Source organism: Flavipsychrobacter stenotrophus, from assembly GCF_002954265.1.
Lineage (GTDB): Bacteria > Bacteroidota > Bacteroidia > Chitinophagales > Chitinophagaceae > Flavipsychrobacter > Flavipsychrobacter stenotrophus.
The window spans coordinates 1,070,081-1,086,980 of the sequence record NZ_PPSL01000001.1 but is presented as its reverse complement, the minus strand read 5'-3'; the positions used below and the strand labels follow the sequence as shown (position 1 = coordinate 1,086,980).

13 protein-coding genes are annotated in these 16,900 nt (G+C 44.1%); 4 read left to right on the top strand and 9 right to left on the bottom strand.

Going from position 1 to position 16,900, the window contains the following annotated elements:
- Positions 1-165 precede the first annotated feature (165 nt).
- The 8 genes from CJD36_RS04870 to CJD36_RS04835 form a co-directional block, all read right to left on the bottom strand.
- Positions 166-6,909 carry an FG-GAP-like repeat-containing protein gene (locus CJD36_RS04870; RefSeq protein WP_105037963.1) on the bottom strand — a complete coding sequence of 2,248 codons (6,744 nt, stop codon included), beginning with the start codon at positions 6,907-6,909 and terminating at the stop codon, positions 166-168.
- A 285-nt stretch (positions 6,910-7,194) separates the two neighbouring features.
- Entirely contained in the window at positions 7,195-7,590 is a 396-nt protein-coding gene (locus tag CJD36_RS04865) for a hypothetical protein (RefSeq protein ID WP_105037962.1), read from the bottom strand.
- A gap of 318 nt (positions 7,591-7,908) precedes the next feature.
- Positions 7,909-8,295, bottom strand: coding sequence for a hypothetical protein (locus CJD36_RS04860; protein ID WP_105037961.1), 387 nt, complete (start codon positions 8,293-8,295; stop codon positions 7,909-7,911).
- Positions 8,296-8,660: 365 nt separating this feature from the next.
- Entirely contained in the window at positions 8,661-9,584 is a 924-nt protein-coding gene (locus tag CJD36_RS04855; RefSeq protein ID WP_105038066.1) for a DUF5777 family beta-barrel protein, read from the bottom strand.
- Between the two features lie 54 nt (positions 9,585-9,638).
- Positions 9,639-10,190, bottom strand: a complete 552-nt coding sequence (locus CJD36_RS04850) for a YceI family protein (protein ID WP_105037960.1) — start codon at positions 10,188-10,190, stop codon at positions 9,639-9,641.
- 29 nt (positions 10,191-10,219) lie between these two features.
- On the bottom strand, positions 10,220-10,594 hold the full coding sequence (locus tag CJD36_RS04845) for a hypothetical protein (RefSeq protein ID WP_105037959.1): 375 nt from the start codon (positions 10,592-10,594) through the stop codon (positions 10,220-10,222).
- Positions 10,595-10,645: 51 nt separating this feature from the next.
- Entirely contained in the window at positions 10,646-11,062 is a 417-nt protein-coding gene (locus tag CJD36_RS04840; protein WP_105037958.1) for an OB-fold protein, read from the bottom strand.
- 86 nt (positions 11,063-11,148) lie between these two features.
- Entirely contained in the window at positions 11,149-11,562 is a 414-nt protein-coding gene (locus tag CJD36_RS04835; protein WP_105037957.1) for a PaaI family thioesterase, read from the bottom strand.
- 173 nt (positions 11,563-11,735) lie between these two features.
- On the opposite strand from CJD36_RS04835, the gene CJD36_RS04830 reads away from it, so the two are divergent.
- The 3 genes from CJD36_RS04830 to CJD36_RS04820 all read left to right on the top strand — a co-directional run bounded on the left by CJD36_RS04830 (position 11,736) and on the right by CJD36_RS04820 (position 14,910).
- Entirely contained in the window at positions 11,736-12,779 is a 1,044-nt protein-coding gene (locus CJD36_RS04830; RefSeq protein ID WP_105037956.1) for a nucleoid-associated protein, read from the top strand.
- Positions 12,780-12,875: 96 nt separating this feature from the next.
- Positions 12,876-14,054, top strand: a complete 1,179-nt coding sequence (locus tag CJD36_RS04825; RefSeq protein WP_105037955.1) for a T9SS type A sorting domain-containing protein — start codon at positions 12,876-12,878, stop codon at positions 14,052-14,054.
- Positions 14,055-14,172: 118 nt separating this feature from the next.
- Positions 14,173-14,910: a C40 family peptidase gene (locus tag CJD36_RS04820; protein WP_105037954.1), complete on the top strand. Its 738-nt coding sequence runs from the start codon at positions 14,173-14,175 to the stop codon at positions 14,908-14,910.
- A gap of 65 nt (positions 14,911-14,975) precedes the next feature.
- On the opposite strand, the gene CJD36_RS04815 is transcribed toward CJD36_RS04820, so the two are convergent.
- Entirely contained in the window at positions 14,976-15,461 is a 486-nt protein-coding gene (locus tag CJD36_RS04815; protein WP_105037953.1) for a DUF6438 domain-containing protein, read from the bottom strand.
- Between the two features lie 229 nt (positions 15,462-15,690).
- On the opposite strand from CJD36_RS04815, the gene dprA reads away from it, so the two are divergent.
- Positions 15,691-16,803, top strand: a complete 1,113-nt coding sequence (gene dprA, locus CJD36_RS04810) for a DNA-processing protein DprA (RefSeq protein ID WP_105037952.1) — start codon at positions 15,691-15,693, stop codon at positions 16,801-16,803.
- Positions 16,804-16,900: the final 97 nt, after the last annotated feature.

The following is a 16,900-nucleotide window of genomic DNA, read 5'->3' as shown; positions in this document are numbered from 1 at the left end:
CTCTGTGGTGGTATTGAATAAATTCGGGGTAAATGATAATTCACGCTTAATTATACGTTGTTTTGATGTTTTTGGTTTTTGTGGTTGACTGGTTGTTATGGAAATACTTAAAAATAATAAGGGCTGCCCCTGGGCAGCCCTTATTATTATATATTCTTATTTTTATTAGTTGTTCAGCGTAAAATGGATAACGGTTGATTCATTATCTCTTACCACCCTCAGCAAGTAGTTGCCAGGAGGTATATTATCTCCCAATTTGATCTCCTGTCGTATCCCTTCTCCGTTGGTCGATCCGTTATCAGAATAAACGATCCTGCCCATCATATCGATCACCTGGTAAGTAATGTCGCTGTTGGTAGATGAATTGGTCTTGCCTGTTACTATGAAGCTACCCTTGTTAGGATTAGGGTACATCGTCAGGTTGTTGATAGCTATTGCGTCGTTCACGCTCAGTACGCCCAATCTTATGATCCTGATATCGCTGGTATCGAACGGAGATGTTGCGCATTCTACGTCGCTGGTCATCACGCAATAAACGGTGTCATCAGAGTAGATCTCGGTAGCGTAGGTGGAGCTTGTTGCACCCGTCACCGGCACACCATTCAGGTACCACTGGTAGGTAGGAGCGCTACCGCCATAAGTTACGGTAGAGAAGAAGGTCACAATCTGCCCAAGGTATGAAATGATATCACCTGTTACCGATGATACGATAGTAATGGTAGGTGTTACTACCGGGCGTACCAACATACTGATGCCCGCAGATGTATCTGATGGAGGTACAGGGCATGGTGCACTGCTGATCATGATACAGGCCACATTATCAAAGTTGGCCGGAGCGTAAGTATAAGTACTGGCTGTATCTACCGGTGTTCCGAAAATGGTCCAGATGAAGGTAGGCGTAGGTCCGCCGTTCACTGCCGTTGGCGTAAAGGTCACCAATGTACCTGCGCAAACTGTATCATTTGGCGACAATGTAATAGTAACCGATGGCACAACTATCGGGTTGACCGTCATTGGGTGTGTGGTAAAGGCAACACCGCAGAAGTTGGTAACAGTGTATTTAATGCTTGCTGTGCCTGCTGCCACACCGCCAACTATACCGGTTGATGGTGTAACCGTAACGACAGCCGTATTCAGACTGCTCCATGTACCACCCAACACTGTGCTGGCTAGTGATATTGTTGCACCCGGACATACCAGTGAAGGACCCGAAATAGTACCCGCAACAGGGAAAGGTATTACCACGGCAGGGAATGTGGAAACATCTGTTCCGCAGACATTGGTATAAGAATAAGATATGGTAACTGAACCCGGTGATACGCCTCCAACCACGCCACCTGCTGTTACAGTGGCTATAGCTGTATTACCGCTGGACCATACACCACCTGCTGTTGTGCTAGACAGAGATGTCGTCGTGCCAGGACATAAGTTAGGTACGCCCGATAGAGTGCCGGCATGTGGCAGTGGATTAACTGTAAGCGGGAACGTAGCGAAAGCTGTGCCGCATGTGTTGGTTACCGTATATATGATATTCACAGAGCCTGCGGTTGCTCCACCTACGTTGCCCGCCGCATCTACGGTGGCCCTTGTGGTGTTGCTGCTGCTCCATACACCTCCGGGTGCTGCATTACTCAGCGATATCGTAGACGCTTCGCACACCGCAGTTGGACCTGTTATTGTACCTGCAAACGGCAGAGGTTTAACTGTTACCGCATGGGTAGCGGTAAGCGTACCGCAACTGAAGGTATACGATGAGTAAATAATATTGGTAGTTGCCAGTGTTGTGGTTACACCTGTTACCACACCTGCTACATCAACAGTTGCTATAGTGCTGGATGCGCTGCTCCAGGTACCGCCGGTTGCGGTAGGGTTGGTAAGCGTTATCTGTGAGCCTGAGCAAACACTATCCAGCCCAACTATTGCACCTGCAAATGGCAGTGGCTTTACTGTAACCTGGAAGGTGCTGCTGTTTGATCCGCAGCTGAATGTATTTGATGTGTAGTTAATGGTAGTAGTTGTCAGCACAGTTGCCAGACCGGTTACTACACCGCCCGATGTGATAGTAGCAACAGTGGGCGCGACACTTCCCCATACACCGCCCGGTGTACCCGATGTGTTCAGTGTAATCTGCGCTCCTGAACACACGCTATCCAAACCGGCGATAACACCCGAATTAGGCAACGGCTTAACTGTTACCGCGTGGGTGGTTGTTGCATTACCACAACTGAAAGTAGATGATGTATAAATGATGTTGGTAGTGGCCAGTGTAGTAGATACACCCGTTACCACACCGCCTGCAGCCGTTACAGTTGCAATGGGGTTCGAAGCACTGCTCCATGAACCGCTTATGCCTGTAGGGTTGGTCAGTGTTATCTGTGCACCTGAACACACGCTATCTAAACCAACAATAGCACCTGCAAATGGCAGACGTTTTACTGTCACTGCATGCGAGGTATTGTTAGATCCGCAGCTGAATGTATTAGATGTGTAGGTGATGTTAGTGGTTTGCAATGTTGTAGATACACCCGTTACTACACCTGCTGCCGTTACAGTAGCAATAGGGTTAGATGAGCTGCTCCAGGCACCACCCGGAGTACCCGATGTGGTGAGTGTTATCTGTGCACCCGAACAAACACTATCCAATCCTGATATTGTACCGGCATTTGGTAATGGCTTCACGGTTACAGCATGGTTGGTAGTCAATGTACCGCAACTGAATGTAGACGACGTATAGATAATATTGGTAGTTGCCAATGTTGTTGACACACCGGTTACCACACCCGCTGCTGTTACCGTGGCTATCAGGTTAGATGCACTGCTCCATGCACCACCGGTTGCGGTTGGGTTGGTAAGCGTTATTTGTGCACCTGAGCACACACTATCCAGGCCAACTATAGCACCTGCAAAAGGCAATGGTTTAACGGTTACTGATAATGTAGTGGTAGCCGATCCGCAGCTGAATGTTGCCGCTGTATATATAATGTTTGTAGTGGCCAATGTTGTAGATACACCCGTTACCACACCACCTGCGGCTGTAACAGTAGCTATCGGGTTAGAAGCACTGCTCCATGTACCACCCGGCGTGCCCGAGCTGGTCAATGTTATCTGCGCACCTGAGCAAACACTATCCAGGCCTGTTATCGTTCCTGCAAATGGCAATGGCTTCACTGTCACCGCATGGTTGGTAGTCAATGTACCGCAACTGAAAGTAGCAGAGGTATAGATGATATTAGTAGTAGCTAATGTTGTAGATACACCTGTTACCACACCGCCTGCTGCTGTTACAGTAGCTATGGGATTAGCAGCACTGCTCCATGCGCCACCGGTTGCGGTAGGGTTGGTAAGTGTGATCTGTGCACCCGAGCAAACACTATCCAGGCCAACAATAGCACCTGCAAAAGGCAATGGCTTAACAGTTACAGACAATGTAGTGGTAGCTGATCCGCAGCTGAATGTTGCAGCTGTGTATATAATATTAGTAGTGGCCAATGTAGTCGATACACCGGTTACCACACCGCCTGTGGCGGTAACGGTAGCTACAGGGTTTGAAGCGCTGCTCCATGTGCCACCCGGCGTGCCCGAGCTGGTCAGTGTTATCTGCGCGCCAGAGCACACACTATCAAGACCTGTTATTGTGCCTGCAAATGGCAATGGCTTCACGGTCACAGCATGGTTGGTAGTCAATGTACCGCAACTGAAAGTAGCAGAGGTGTAGATGATATTGGTAGTAGCTAATGTTGTAGATACACCTGTTACCACTCCCGCAGCTGTTACCGTAGCAATTGGGTTAGCAGCACTGCTCCATGTACCGCCTATCCCCGTAGGGTTGGTCAGTGTTATTTGTGCCCCCGAGCAAACACTATCCAGGCCTACTATAGTACCTGCATTAGGCAAACGCTTCACTGTTACCGACAGTGTTGTAGTAGCCGATCCACAGCTGAATGTTGCAGCAGTATATATAATATTAGTAGTTGCTAAAGTTGACGATACACCGGTTACCACACCACCTGCGGCTGTAACAGTAGCTATCGGGTTAGAAGCGCTGCTCCATGTGCCACCCGGTGTGCCCGAGCTTGTCAGTGTTATCTGCGCGCCAGAGCACACACTATCAAGACCTGTTATTGTTCCTGCAAATGGCAATGGCTTCACAGTCACAGCATGGTTGGTAGTCAATGTACCGCAACTGAATGAAGAAGAGGTGTAGATAATATTGGTAGTCGCCAATGTAGTAGAAACACCTGTTACCACACCTGCTACAGTTACGGTTGCAACTGCATTTGATGCACTGCTCCATACGCCACCTGCAGCAGCCGTAGGATTTGTGAGCGTGATCTGCGCGCCCGAACAAACACTATCCGCACCAACGATTGCTCCTGCATTAGGCAAAGCTTTCACTGTCACATCTTTGGTTGCTACCACTGGTCCACAGCCGTAGGCTACAGTATAAGTAATAGTTGTAGTACCAGTCGTTACACCAGTTACCACACCCGTTGAGGCGTCTACAGTAGCGATTGCGGTATTGTTGCTTACCCATGTACCACCGGTTGCGCCGTTTGATAACGTAATGGTTGCCGCACGGCATACACTGTCGGGTCCGGTAATAGGTAATGAAACACCTGTTGTCACTACACCAACGGCATGCACCGCTGTGTCATTACCACAAAGTGGGGTAGTAGCTACATATAATATTGTGTCAGCACCTACTACAAGTCCCGTCAATACATTGCTTGTGCCTGAAGGAACTGCAAGAGCAAGAGCTGGGTTTGTATTCACCCATGTTCCACCCGGCAATGAAGCTGTCAGCGTTATTTGAAAACCTGTGCATACGCCGTTAGCGCCGGTTATCACACCAGCATCCGGTAGTGCATTTACAGTTATTGCATGAGATGCACTCAATGGTCCGCAACTTAATGAACTCGTAGTATAGAAGATGGTGGCATTACCCGCCGCAACCCCCGTCACCACACCGGTAGCGCTTACGGTTGCAATGGCATTATTGCTGCTGCTCCATGTGCCGCCGATCACAGTCTCACTAAGACTGATCGTTGCGTTGACGCATACGGCAGATGGACCAGAGATGATACCGGTATCTGCAACAGGTAATATTCTTACCACAAAATGTACGTAGTTGGTATCAAAGAGTGATACCACGGCTAGTGTTACGGTATCAAATCCTGCGGTAACTCCGGTTAATACGGCATTACTATCCAGCGCACCCACACCACCTACAATGGTAGCATTGGCATTAGACACGCTCCAGTATGCGCTGCCATTGGTACAATGCTGGCTGGCTAAGGTCATTGCACTGGCCACGCACAAAGTATCTATACCCCTTATAGAATTGGTGTCGGGCATAGAAGTGTTCTTAAAGATGGAGACATTGTCTGTGCCAATGTTACCCACTACGAGATCAGGTTTGTGGTCGCCATCAATATCTCCGATTGTAACCCCCGCAGGGTTCGAACCAAGGCCTGTAGAAAGGGTAGCGTTTAGTGTGAAGCTCGACGCGGATATAGCGCCACCAGTATAGGCATTTTTATATATGGCTACAGTATTTACAAAGCCTAGGCTTACGGCCATATCAGTTTTGCCATCACCGTCAAAGTCGCCAAAATCAAGTGCTCCGGGGCCGCTGCCTGCTCCTGTGTTTATATTTATACTAGTCCCAAAAGATGTCGCGTTAAGCGGGGTAGTGCTTATATTATTAGGAAAGATGGCTACATTGTCTGATCCCTGGTCAGCAACTACAACTTCGGGTCTATTATCGCCGTTAATATCTATGAGCCTTATCTGGCGTAGCCCGGAACCAACACTGTAATCTACCGTAGGTTCAAACATAAAGTTGCCGGTAGTGGAAATATTTCTCAAAATTGAGAATGTTCCGTCGGTAGCATTACTGGTGATTATATCAGGCATGCCGTCTCCATCCATATCTGCTGCTGCCAAACTAGCTGGAGTATTACCTATTACGAAATCAGTATGGGTGGCACTGAAAGCGTTTGAAGGGAAGACGGTTGCAGGTATACTTGATATTTGGTTATAAAAAATTTCCACAAGACTTTCGAATGCAGCCGCTCCGGCCAGGTCTAATTTGCCATCTCCGTCAAAGTCGGCAATTGCAATGTCGGCAGATCCAGAGCTAAAAGCTCTAGTTGTCGAAGCAGTATAAAGAGCGAACGAAACAGTACCGGGAGTACTGGTATTCCTAATGTAGGCAACACGGCCAGATCCGGAGCTGGCTGTAATGATGTCAAGTCGACCATCGCCATCAAGATCCGCTAATTTTACCTGGTAGGCTCCTTTTGCTGTTGTACATTGTACAGGAGGAGCGTAAGCTATAGTACCCTGTTGCCCGATGTTTCTGTATATCAATACATATCCACTGCCAGGTATAACTTCGTCATACATACACACAACCAAATCTGGTTTTCCGTCTCCGTCAATATCACCAATTGCGGTGTGATATGGGTCTGGATTAGGAACACCGGAAGGTGCAATTGGCAGGTCTAGTCTCGGTTTAAAACTCTGGCTGTTGGCTATAAAGCAGCTGTTATCGTAGTCTGGTGCGAACATTGCCTGCGATTTGGCGCATAGCCTGGTAGTCAGGTTCAGTACAGTTATTTCGCTATATCTGGCACCAATCGGAATTGTTACATTCAGAGTTGTCGCAGTTGCACTATTAACTGTGCCCTGTATATTACCAAACCATACAATATTCCTTGCCGCCGTATCATTAAACCCCGTACCAGTAATTACTACTGTACCCGAAACCGGCAAGCCACTTACCGGAGTTATTGATGTAATGGTAGGCGCAGCGGCAAAGGCAATATTACCAACTACAGCCAGTAACAACGTAAGCGCAAATACAGGCAATAAATTCTTTACTCGGAAAATAAATGTTTTCTTCATGAAACAACTTCATTAATGGTTAGGCACGTAGAATTAATTCTAATGAGGGTAGTATTAGAATAAGGTGCTGTAAGGTAGAAAAAACTATTATGATTTTTTAGTAGAGTATGTGAATCGGTATAAATTTATTATTAAATATAAAGAAATACTGGTATTTCTTATAGGTGTTAACAAATAAGTGAAAAGTTTCAATAGTATGTTTAATATGCGTGTTGGTTTGTATTTATCCAATTTTTATCTCTCCCACCCGTAATATTTATTAGGATCTGAGTTAAAAGATCAATATTAGGATAACTCCTCTCTCCTGTCCTTCCTGAAAAAGAAGATATAATATACCAGTAACGTTGCCAACCCAATTCCGAATAATACAGCTGCGATCGGTCTAAATTCATGTTTGTAAAACTCTCCCAACATCCATATAGAGTTGGCTGTGATCCACATACATACAGCAATATTATGAAACAGATCTACCCTGCTGTTTCGAGATCGCCATAAAATGTACATGGCAACGCCAACCGTTGGTGTGATCATGAAAATAGCACCTGGCTTAAATTCCATAGACCAGCAGGTATCTTTTATCAGCCAGAGCAGGATATGCCCGTTCTCTATCCATCGGTACGACTGATAACTCTCCATTTTGTCTTTTGGATCTGGTTCAAGAGCGGCATTTTCATTTTCCATACCCGAAAAGTAACAAAAAAGTCGGGGAATTGGCATGGGGCCGCCGATGATATGTTGCCAGTGTGCTTATGCCACTCTTGCGCGCAGATATTGTATTATTTGTTTTTTGGTTTGTTCATGATCTATGAGCTTGTGATATTCGCCTGGATCCGGAATGAATCTGCGGGATTCCTCAGGCAGTGTATATTGGAGCAGGTTGTATTCCACACACTGTTTGTTGTAGATCTTTTCTCCTATCTGCACTTCTGAGTCTTTACTGCCATAGCGGTAATCTTCGAGCAGATGCTTGTTTTTTTCAAATTCCGGATAAATGGAGCGCTAAGGTTCAGCTTGAAGCGGTGATGCTTCAAAGGGATTAGTTTCGGCAATTACTGTTTCTTGAGTCGCTATGTCACTGTCTGTGCTGTCGAGGCCCATAAACTGTATAAACTTGCCTGCAATTTTTTGAGCCTGTTCTTTGTCTTCCTTACCCAGAAAGCGGCAAAATGTAGTCATGAATTTTGCAACATGGTCAGTAGCATTGAGCTTTTTGATCTTTATGATGTTTGACAAGAGCTTTGTCTGCATATTGATCTCCTGTTGTGTTGGGATCTGGTCTCCTGCGGGGCGGGCAAAGATAGCGTTCTGGAATGCCAGTAATTGTGTGCAGAAATTGTCGGCAATGATGGTAGGGATACCGGAGGGGTTAATTGATGATGATAGCATATAGATTACGTTTTTGAGTGTGTAAAACTACATTGGTAAAATAACATGTGCAAATTAAGAATCAATTGTTATCCACATTCTAAAGTACAAAAAGTGCCCTGGTACTTTGATATTCAGTGCTTAATGAAAATGCAAAAATTGTGGATAAGTTTTTTTGCCATCATGTTATTTGGCGCTCAGTGGAATTATATTATTGTTATTTTATTTGCGTTATTGTTGTTTTGCCGAAATGAAAGTATGGTTGTATAGGTAATCTCAGACCTATACCTGCATTTTCAGCAATTCTTACATAGGGCTATAATGAGCCATATAAACAAAGCCCTCCTGAAAGAGAGGGCTTTGTAAGTGTCTATTAACAGCTGTTATTAATTTCGGAATTCCTTAGGCTTTACCACTGTAAATACACGGGAGATATTGAAACCGAAGTGTATACCACCATCGCTCCAGCTATCGCCGGTCTGGCCCACAATTACACGCTCAGTGTTTGTAAATGAATTGCTGAACATCAGCTGAAATACGTGTCCGCCTGTTTCTATGTCCACGCCTATTGTAGCCGAGTTATACGTTTTGGCAGTACTGCCTATTATTGGCATGTCCTGATTGGTTAACCTCAGGTAGTATTCGCCTGTTATGGCCACGCGCCTGCTCAGCTTAATACGGCCACCTATGCCCAGGGCCACGGTGTTGTTGCTGTATTTAGAGCTGTCAACAAGGTTGTAGTGTACAAGGGTTGGCGTCAGTTGCAAAGAGAATGCATCTGTTATTTTGCGTGCTATCAACACCTGGTTTATGTAAGCCAGCTGGTTAGAAAAGTGCCATTCTGTACCTGTAGGAATAGGCAATGTACTTTTTCTTACTGCCGATACCGAGCCATAGTAGCTAAGTGTGACAGGCATGCCATGTTTCTGCTGTTTCAACAACTTTACTTTGGCAAAAACATCGTTCTCTTTGTTCAGCGTACTATGCTCCACACCTACCATCAGCCATTTTGTGATACCGTAATCAAGAGCCAACTTGGTGGTAGCATTGTCCAGCCCGAAAAAGTTTTCTGCACCCTGGTTCAGTTTGCCAAAACGGTGGCATATACGGAAGTCCAAAACGCCCGCGCCCAGATTTTCTACGCTGCTGGTATTGCAGATGCGGGTAGCCTTGAATGTAAAGTTGACATCTTCTTTTTTGTTCTTCTGCGTTGTATCATCATTCAGTTCATCCATAAGGCTGTCTGTAGACTGTGCAAAGCTCAATGTACTGCCACAAAGAAGGGCAGAAAGTAATAAAATTTTACGCATGTGTGTGTCGGTTTTTGCCTTCAATAAGGCCCGTTCTGTTTCTTAAATTATCCTTTATTTCTGGGTAAGTGTAGCATCTATGGTAATAGAAGCTTCCTTAGCTAGTTTGTCTGCCACCATTGATGCTACTGTGATCTTGTAGTCAGCAAGTTTCACAGCAAATTTTGCACTTGCAGTGATGGTGTTACCTTTTACAGTTATGGTGCCGGGTACGGTTACCGTTTGTGTTACACCATGTATGGTCATTGTACCTGTTACAGTTGCTTTATATGTACCATCTTTTGTGAAGGTGATATCTGCGGCATTGACGATCTTACCTTTAAATTCAGATTTCGGAAACTTATCACTTTCCATATAGTTCTCATTAAAGTGCTGCTGCATCAGCTCGCGCTCAAATTTGAAACTCTTTATCGGCATCTGGAATACAATGTCGCCGGTTTTAGCATCGATGATCGTAGCCACTTCATTGTTTACCGCTTCTATCTTTTCAGGAGATTTTGGTGCAGTAGCATTGAACGAAACTTTTGCTGTGCGGGTCATGTATTTCTGCGCGAACGATGGACCTGCAATGGCCAGCAGAAGGGTAGCGATGATTATCTTTTTCATATGGTTTGTTGTTTTTATGGTTTTAAAGATTAATTATTTTGTGCTCCGTGGTTTACCCAATAGGTAAGTTGCTTTATTTTACAATCAGACAGTTTTGGCAGGCTCTTGGGCATGCTACCACTATTTGTTGTGATCAGTAGTCTGCCGTTGTCAGCTATTTCTTTAACACCCGCATACGTAGAAAGATTATAACCACCAGCCATTTCATTTGCGTCGTGGCAACCTGCAGTTGCGCAATTCAGGCTAATAATTCCGCTCACATTACCTGAATAGGTAGCTGCATTTGTAGCAGTATCGCAAGGGTCTACGGTAACTACTGGTGCAGGGTAGAGTTTATCGTATTTGTCGTTGTAGCAGCTACCCAGAGAAACGGCAAGAACTGCAATAAGGAGTATCTTTTTCAAAAGTCAAAAATTAAAAGTTAAAACTTTAAAAGTGTTTAGTTCGTTGCTATCTTATTTGTTAATCACGCAGTCTGTCAGCGACACACCTGTAATGCCATTGCCAGAGCAAAATCCTTTGATGGTCAGGTTTTGGCCTTTGTTCACAGTTGCGGTTTTCTCTCTCATTGTACATTGCACACCTGCAGTAGGGTCTTCAGTTTGTAGTATTACCATAAGGCCACCATCCTGGTTCTTTTCTGTTTCGCCTACAGTTCCGGATACTTCTATCACCTTGTTCAGGTACTTAGCATCAGCTGCTTTTTCGTCGGCACCATATTCCTTAGCCAGCGCCACCGTAGTTATCGCAATCCCTTTCTGGTCTTCGGCTTTAGGGTGTGGCTTCGTCCACATCTTATAACCAACGCCTGCGCCAATAGCGCCAACTACAACAATGGCTATAAGTACTCTGATAATCAATTTCTTATTCATTTGTCATAGTTTTGTCTGAAAGCAAATGTACAACTATCTAAATAATAACAAGTTACGTGCCAGTTTAGAAATGTTAAGATTCTACCTTATTCAAGTACATTACGGCTTGTGCGGTAAGAAGTGCTTTTAAAGGTCGCTACTATTTCTTTCTGCTCATTAGTAATGGCAATATCAAAGAATGCGGTTTTATTACCTAAGTGTATCTCTTTACAATCTACATAGAGTGTTTCTCCCTCTTTTGCCGATCTGATAAAACTTATCTGCACATCAAGTGCCACGCTTAGCCGTCCGTGCGAATTGCAGGCAAATGCAAATGCACTGTCTGCGGCGGAAAACACAATTCCTCCGTGTACTATGCCAAAGCCATTCAGCATTTCCTGCCTTATTGTAAAGTGTAGCTTACAGAATCCCAGTCCGTAATCATCAATGATAAGCCCCAGCCACCGGCTGTAGTGGTCCTGATCTATAAGCGCTTTCAGTATTGGTGAGCTATGATCCATAAAACAAAAATAAGTGAATGTAGTGACATCAATTTTTACATTAAGGAAAAAAAGAGTAGATAAGCAGTTTTATATGGTTGGGATGTGCATAACGTTTGTTGTAAGTATAGGGTTTATTTACGTTTTTTGCAGTCTTCTGCCAGATCATATCTGGTTAATTAAATAAACGGTAAATGGATCTTAGCGATAGCGTATTAGTAAGAGTATCGGTGCACTACATTGGTAACAAGGGCAATGGAGACGAAATAGTGGTTTCACAGAAGCCATTGGATCTAAATGATCGGGACAAACTGATCATGAAAAATCCATTCCTGGAAAAGTTTACCGATGAACAAAACAAATACTCGTTCAGTCATAATACTTCCCTTGACTATCATGAGGTGTATAATTTCTGTTTGAATGCATTTGCAGATACAGAGACTTTTCATGTGAACTCTGCCAACATTGCCAAACATCTTTATGAAAATACATTGCACCCTAAAATTAAAGCAGGAGAGCTATATGTATGCCTTTATGATAATTGCCTGATCAATGGTGCATATGTAGAGGCAATAGGGATCTATAAAACAGAGACAAAGAGTAATTTTATAGACCTGGAGATGAATAACAACCAGTTTTCTATGACCATGCGGGAAGGGGTAGAGGTATCTAAGTTTGATAAGGGAGCACTTATCTTCCCAACGAATGCAGAATCGGGGTTTGATGTATTGATCTATGACAGCGCCAATAGGGGCGAAGAAGCGGTTTTCTGGAAAGAAGGCTTTTTGGGCATATTGCCACAGGCCAATGAATACTTTCAGACTAATCAGTTCCTCACCCTCACCAAGCAATTTATTGCTAAGCAGGTACCTCAGGAATTTGAGATGTCTAAGACAGAACAGATAGACCTGCTTAATAAATCGGTTGAATACTTCAGGGCAAATGAGAGTTTCGATAAGAAGTCATTCGAGGAAGAAGTGTTCACAGAACCGGGACTTATCAATTCTTTCCGCAATTTTGGGGAGAGCTATGCCGATAGCAATAATCTGGAGATGCCCGAACAGTTTGATATTTCCACACAAGCAGTTAAGAAACAAGCCCGTGTATTTAAGAGTGTATTAAAGCTGGATAAGAACTTCCATGTATACATACATGGAGATAAAGACCTGATAGAGAAGGGGTATGATGAAGCAACGGGTAAAAGCTTTTACAAGATTTACTTTGACCAGGAGTTTTAATGGCTCGGTGCTCTCTCGCCTGCTCTAAAAGCCTGAGGTCTATGGAAATTAAGGTTTATTCATATATGTATTTTAACTTCGACACAAAGAACTGAGATGAAAAAAACACTGACTCTATTAGCTTTACTGCCTTTTGCATCTGCCGCTTTCGGACAGATTACGATACTTGCTACCGATATGCCTATACCCACGGGTAGCTATAACATATCTGATATGTCAAACCCCTCATTACCTCCCAATCCTATCATTGGCACTAACATTATGTGGGATTATGGCGGTTTTAACGGAGCAACTTATACTGAAGATTATTATCCCGAAACAGATACTTTTTTCACTAATGGCGGGGTAGATGTTAACTATCCGACCGGCAAGACGATGGTGCCCGGCACTTTCTTCTATAACCTGAATAGCGAGATCGATTTTACCACTACTAATGTAAGAGAGACAGGGATCTATATTCCTTATCAGGGCTATGACCTGGCGGCAGCTACCGGCAATCCGGGTGATTCTATGGAGATTCCGGAACAAAGGTATTTCCTGGCAACTCCGGCAACGCTCATCAACTTTCCCCTTACAAATGGCAATGCATGGCACTCTGTATCTCGTTATGCTAATAATTTTACTTTAACATTGTCGCCTTTGTTTGATCACTCGCCATGGCAGCATGTGTATTACACTCATTCAGATGATACAGTTGTTGGATGGGGTAAAATGAGGGTGTATGCAATATCAGGACCAAGCATTTATTATGATGTACTCATGGAAAAGAGCAGCCAATACTCAGTGGATAGCTTTTATGCAAATGGCCTTCCAGCCGATGCTACAGTTTTGGGTTCATTCGGAATGACACAGGGGCAACATACTGATTCTCAGTATTCTTACAACTTCTACAGGAAAGGTTCATTCAACTATCTGGCAGAGTTTGACTACTTTAATGATGCTTCGTTTACTACGCTTGACGGTGCTTATTACCACACTGATAATATTGTCCCTTCCGGCATCAAGTCTTTGAATGGCGCACTTTACTCAACAGTTATTTTCCCTAACCCGGCTAAAAATGAGATCAATCTCAAAGTTGTAGGCGCTGATCTGAAGATGGCGACATATGTCATCAATGATGTTACAGGTAAGGCTGTAAAGACTGGTAATGTGGTAAAAGGTGCTGCGCAGTTACACGTTGATCTCAATGGTACATTGGTTACCGGAGTATATATACTGAATGTATTGAATGAAGCGGGAGAGGGAATAATTAAAGAGTCATTCGTTATTAATTGATTAGATTTTAGTGTTTAATTGATTGATTTTCAGTTGATATCAATTATTATTGTTTGCCAGTAACTCGTGTTGGTCACGCAATCTGCAATTCGTATCTTCGCACCTCTAAATTTTTTAGATGAGGATATATATACAACTAATTTCATTTGTATCACTGTTGGTTTTTGCGTCGTGCCACACCACGCAAAAGGCAACAGCTCATCGTTCGCGCCAGCCCCGCTTTATAGATGATATCTATATGGACGGGCATAATAAGAATTGCACAACTACAGAATGTATTGATAAGTCGGTAAAGTACCCTGATCAAAAGTATACTGCGAAAAGAAAGATTGCCAAGCCTGTTGTTGCCAATACAGGCAAAGCGCCCGCAGCTGGCAATACAAAGTTGAAGTCTAAATCAGAGACCGGCAATAGAGCCGGTGAAAATAGTCCCCTTACTGAAAAGTACGCGGGCATGATGGGCGTATCTAACAAGGATATTGACAACTATTCCCTATTCAAGTTTATTGATTCGTGGTATGGTGTCGATTATCGAATGGGCGGAACTGATAAGGATGGCATAGATTGTTCGGGGTTTGTTCAGAAGTTGTATATGGAAGTGTTTGGCCTTGATCTGGTACGCACATCCTACGAGCAGTTCAGCAATTGCGAACACCTACGCAAGGCGGATGAGGCGCATGAAGGAGATCTGGTATTCTTTAAGACAAGGGGGCGCCGTATCTCACATGTGGGTGTGTACCTTATGAACGACTACTTTGTTCATGCATCTACCACCCAGGGTATAATGATCAGCAGCCTGAAAGAAGAGTACTGGCACAGGCATTTTGCAGGTGTAGGCAGGATATCAAAATCATAGGTTACCAGCAACCGCTATAACTACAAAGATCCGGACGAGCCTGATCTTTTGTTTTTTGTGACTGATTACTTTTTTACTTGCTTCTTTACTTTTGTCCAGGTCTTGTTTGGGTTCCTGCCAAGGTTGTCCATGTCGGTGGCTATGTCTTTAAGGTACTGAGGGCCCCATTCTGCACTGTATATCTTTTGTACGCTGTCTTTGTACTGAATAAAATACTGAATGCCGGGTAGGTCTGGTATGCGGTTGTCATAGATCTTTCTGCAGGTGTCCACCTTATAGGCTATTAGTTGGTTAATGATAGCCATGGTTTTCGTAGTACCTATCTTTTTCTTGTAGGTGCCCAACATTTTCATATTCCTGGTACCTGTGTAGGTAGCATATCCGTTTGCATCTATCTTTATTGTGTACTCGGGGCATTTGCCATAGCAGGCTGTACGCTGTACGGTTACAGATAGAATAGAACTGTTGCTTGCCGATTTCTTTACTTTGCCGGTGGCAAATGCAGGTGCTAACGTTATGGTGGCCAGAATGGCTAATATGATCTTCTTCATGTTTATTGAGGTTAAGTACTACAAATGTGCAATATTTGATGGCTTAAAACAAATGCAGTATAGTGTTATTGGTCGAGTTTCGGGTATTGGTCTGCAATGTGAATAAATAAAGTAAGCCTGTAATCATGATAATTCCCTTTCAACTTTTATTTTTGTTTCCTTACTCATTTACTATCACCATTGGGCTGGTTTTGCTTTGTTATCCTGCCCTGTTATATACTATGCAAATATGCTGCCAAAAGAAGAGCATGAAGAACTATACTATCAACTAGCGTTAACAATGGTGCCCGGTATTGGCGCAAAAATGGGTCGTGCCCTGCTCGATCATTTTGGCTCTGCCAAAGATATATTTAAGTGTCCGCTTAAAGATTTAAAGAACGCAGAAGGAATTGGAGAGGTAAAGGCCAGGGCGGTAAGAGAGGCCGATGTGCAAAGGCAGGCAGAAAAGGAACTGGCATTTGTGTTGAAGAATAATGTACAGGTACTGTTGCTGAATAAGAACGCTCCTAAAAGACTATCTAATTGCAGTGATGCGCCACTGCTACTATTTTATAAAGGTAATGCCAACCTTGATGCAGAGCGGGTAGTAGCTATAGTTGGAACGCGGAAGAATACCGACTATGGGCAGCAATTAACAGAAGAGTTAATTGACGAACTAAGGGCCGTTGATAACTTGCTTGTGGTAAGCGGACTGGCGTTGGGTATAGATGCCATAGCTCATAAAAAGTCTGTAGCGGCGGGTATAGCCAATGTTGGGGTACTGGGGCATGGGTTGGATAGAGTATATCCCTATAGCCACCAGGCATTGGCGCGCCAAATGGTGGAACATGGCGGAGTGCTTACTGAGTTTCCTTCCGGGACGTTACCCGACAGGGGAAATTTCCCGATGAGAAATCGAATAGTTGGGGGCATGAGTGATGTAACTGTGGTTGTGGAAAGCAGCGTGTCCGGTGGGGCATTGATAACCGCTAAAATGGCGGCCAGCTATAACAGAGAGGTTATGGCCTACCCTGGTCGGGTGAATGATAGCCGCAGTGCAGGCTGTAATGACCTTATCCGCTGTAACATGGCGCACATGATCACTAAAGCTGATGATTTATTACAGTTGATGAACTGGACGGATAAAAAGAAAAAGAAGCCTGTTCAGAAGCAGCTATTTATCAATTTTACGCCAGAAGAACAGCAAATAGTAGACCTCTTGCAAACAAAAGATACGGTACATTCCGATGAATTGTTTCACCATACAGGGTTGCCAAGCTCTATGCTGGCAGCAACATTGCTGGGTTTAGAGATGCAGGGATTAATTAAAACCCTGCCGGGTAAGAATTACAGAATGGCGTGAGCTAATGTGAAAGAGTGAAAATGTTGAAAGTGGAAATGTTGAAACGAGAAAGTGTTGAAATGCATGATGCGTCAGAAAGCGGTTTTAAGGGAAGCGA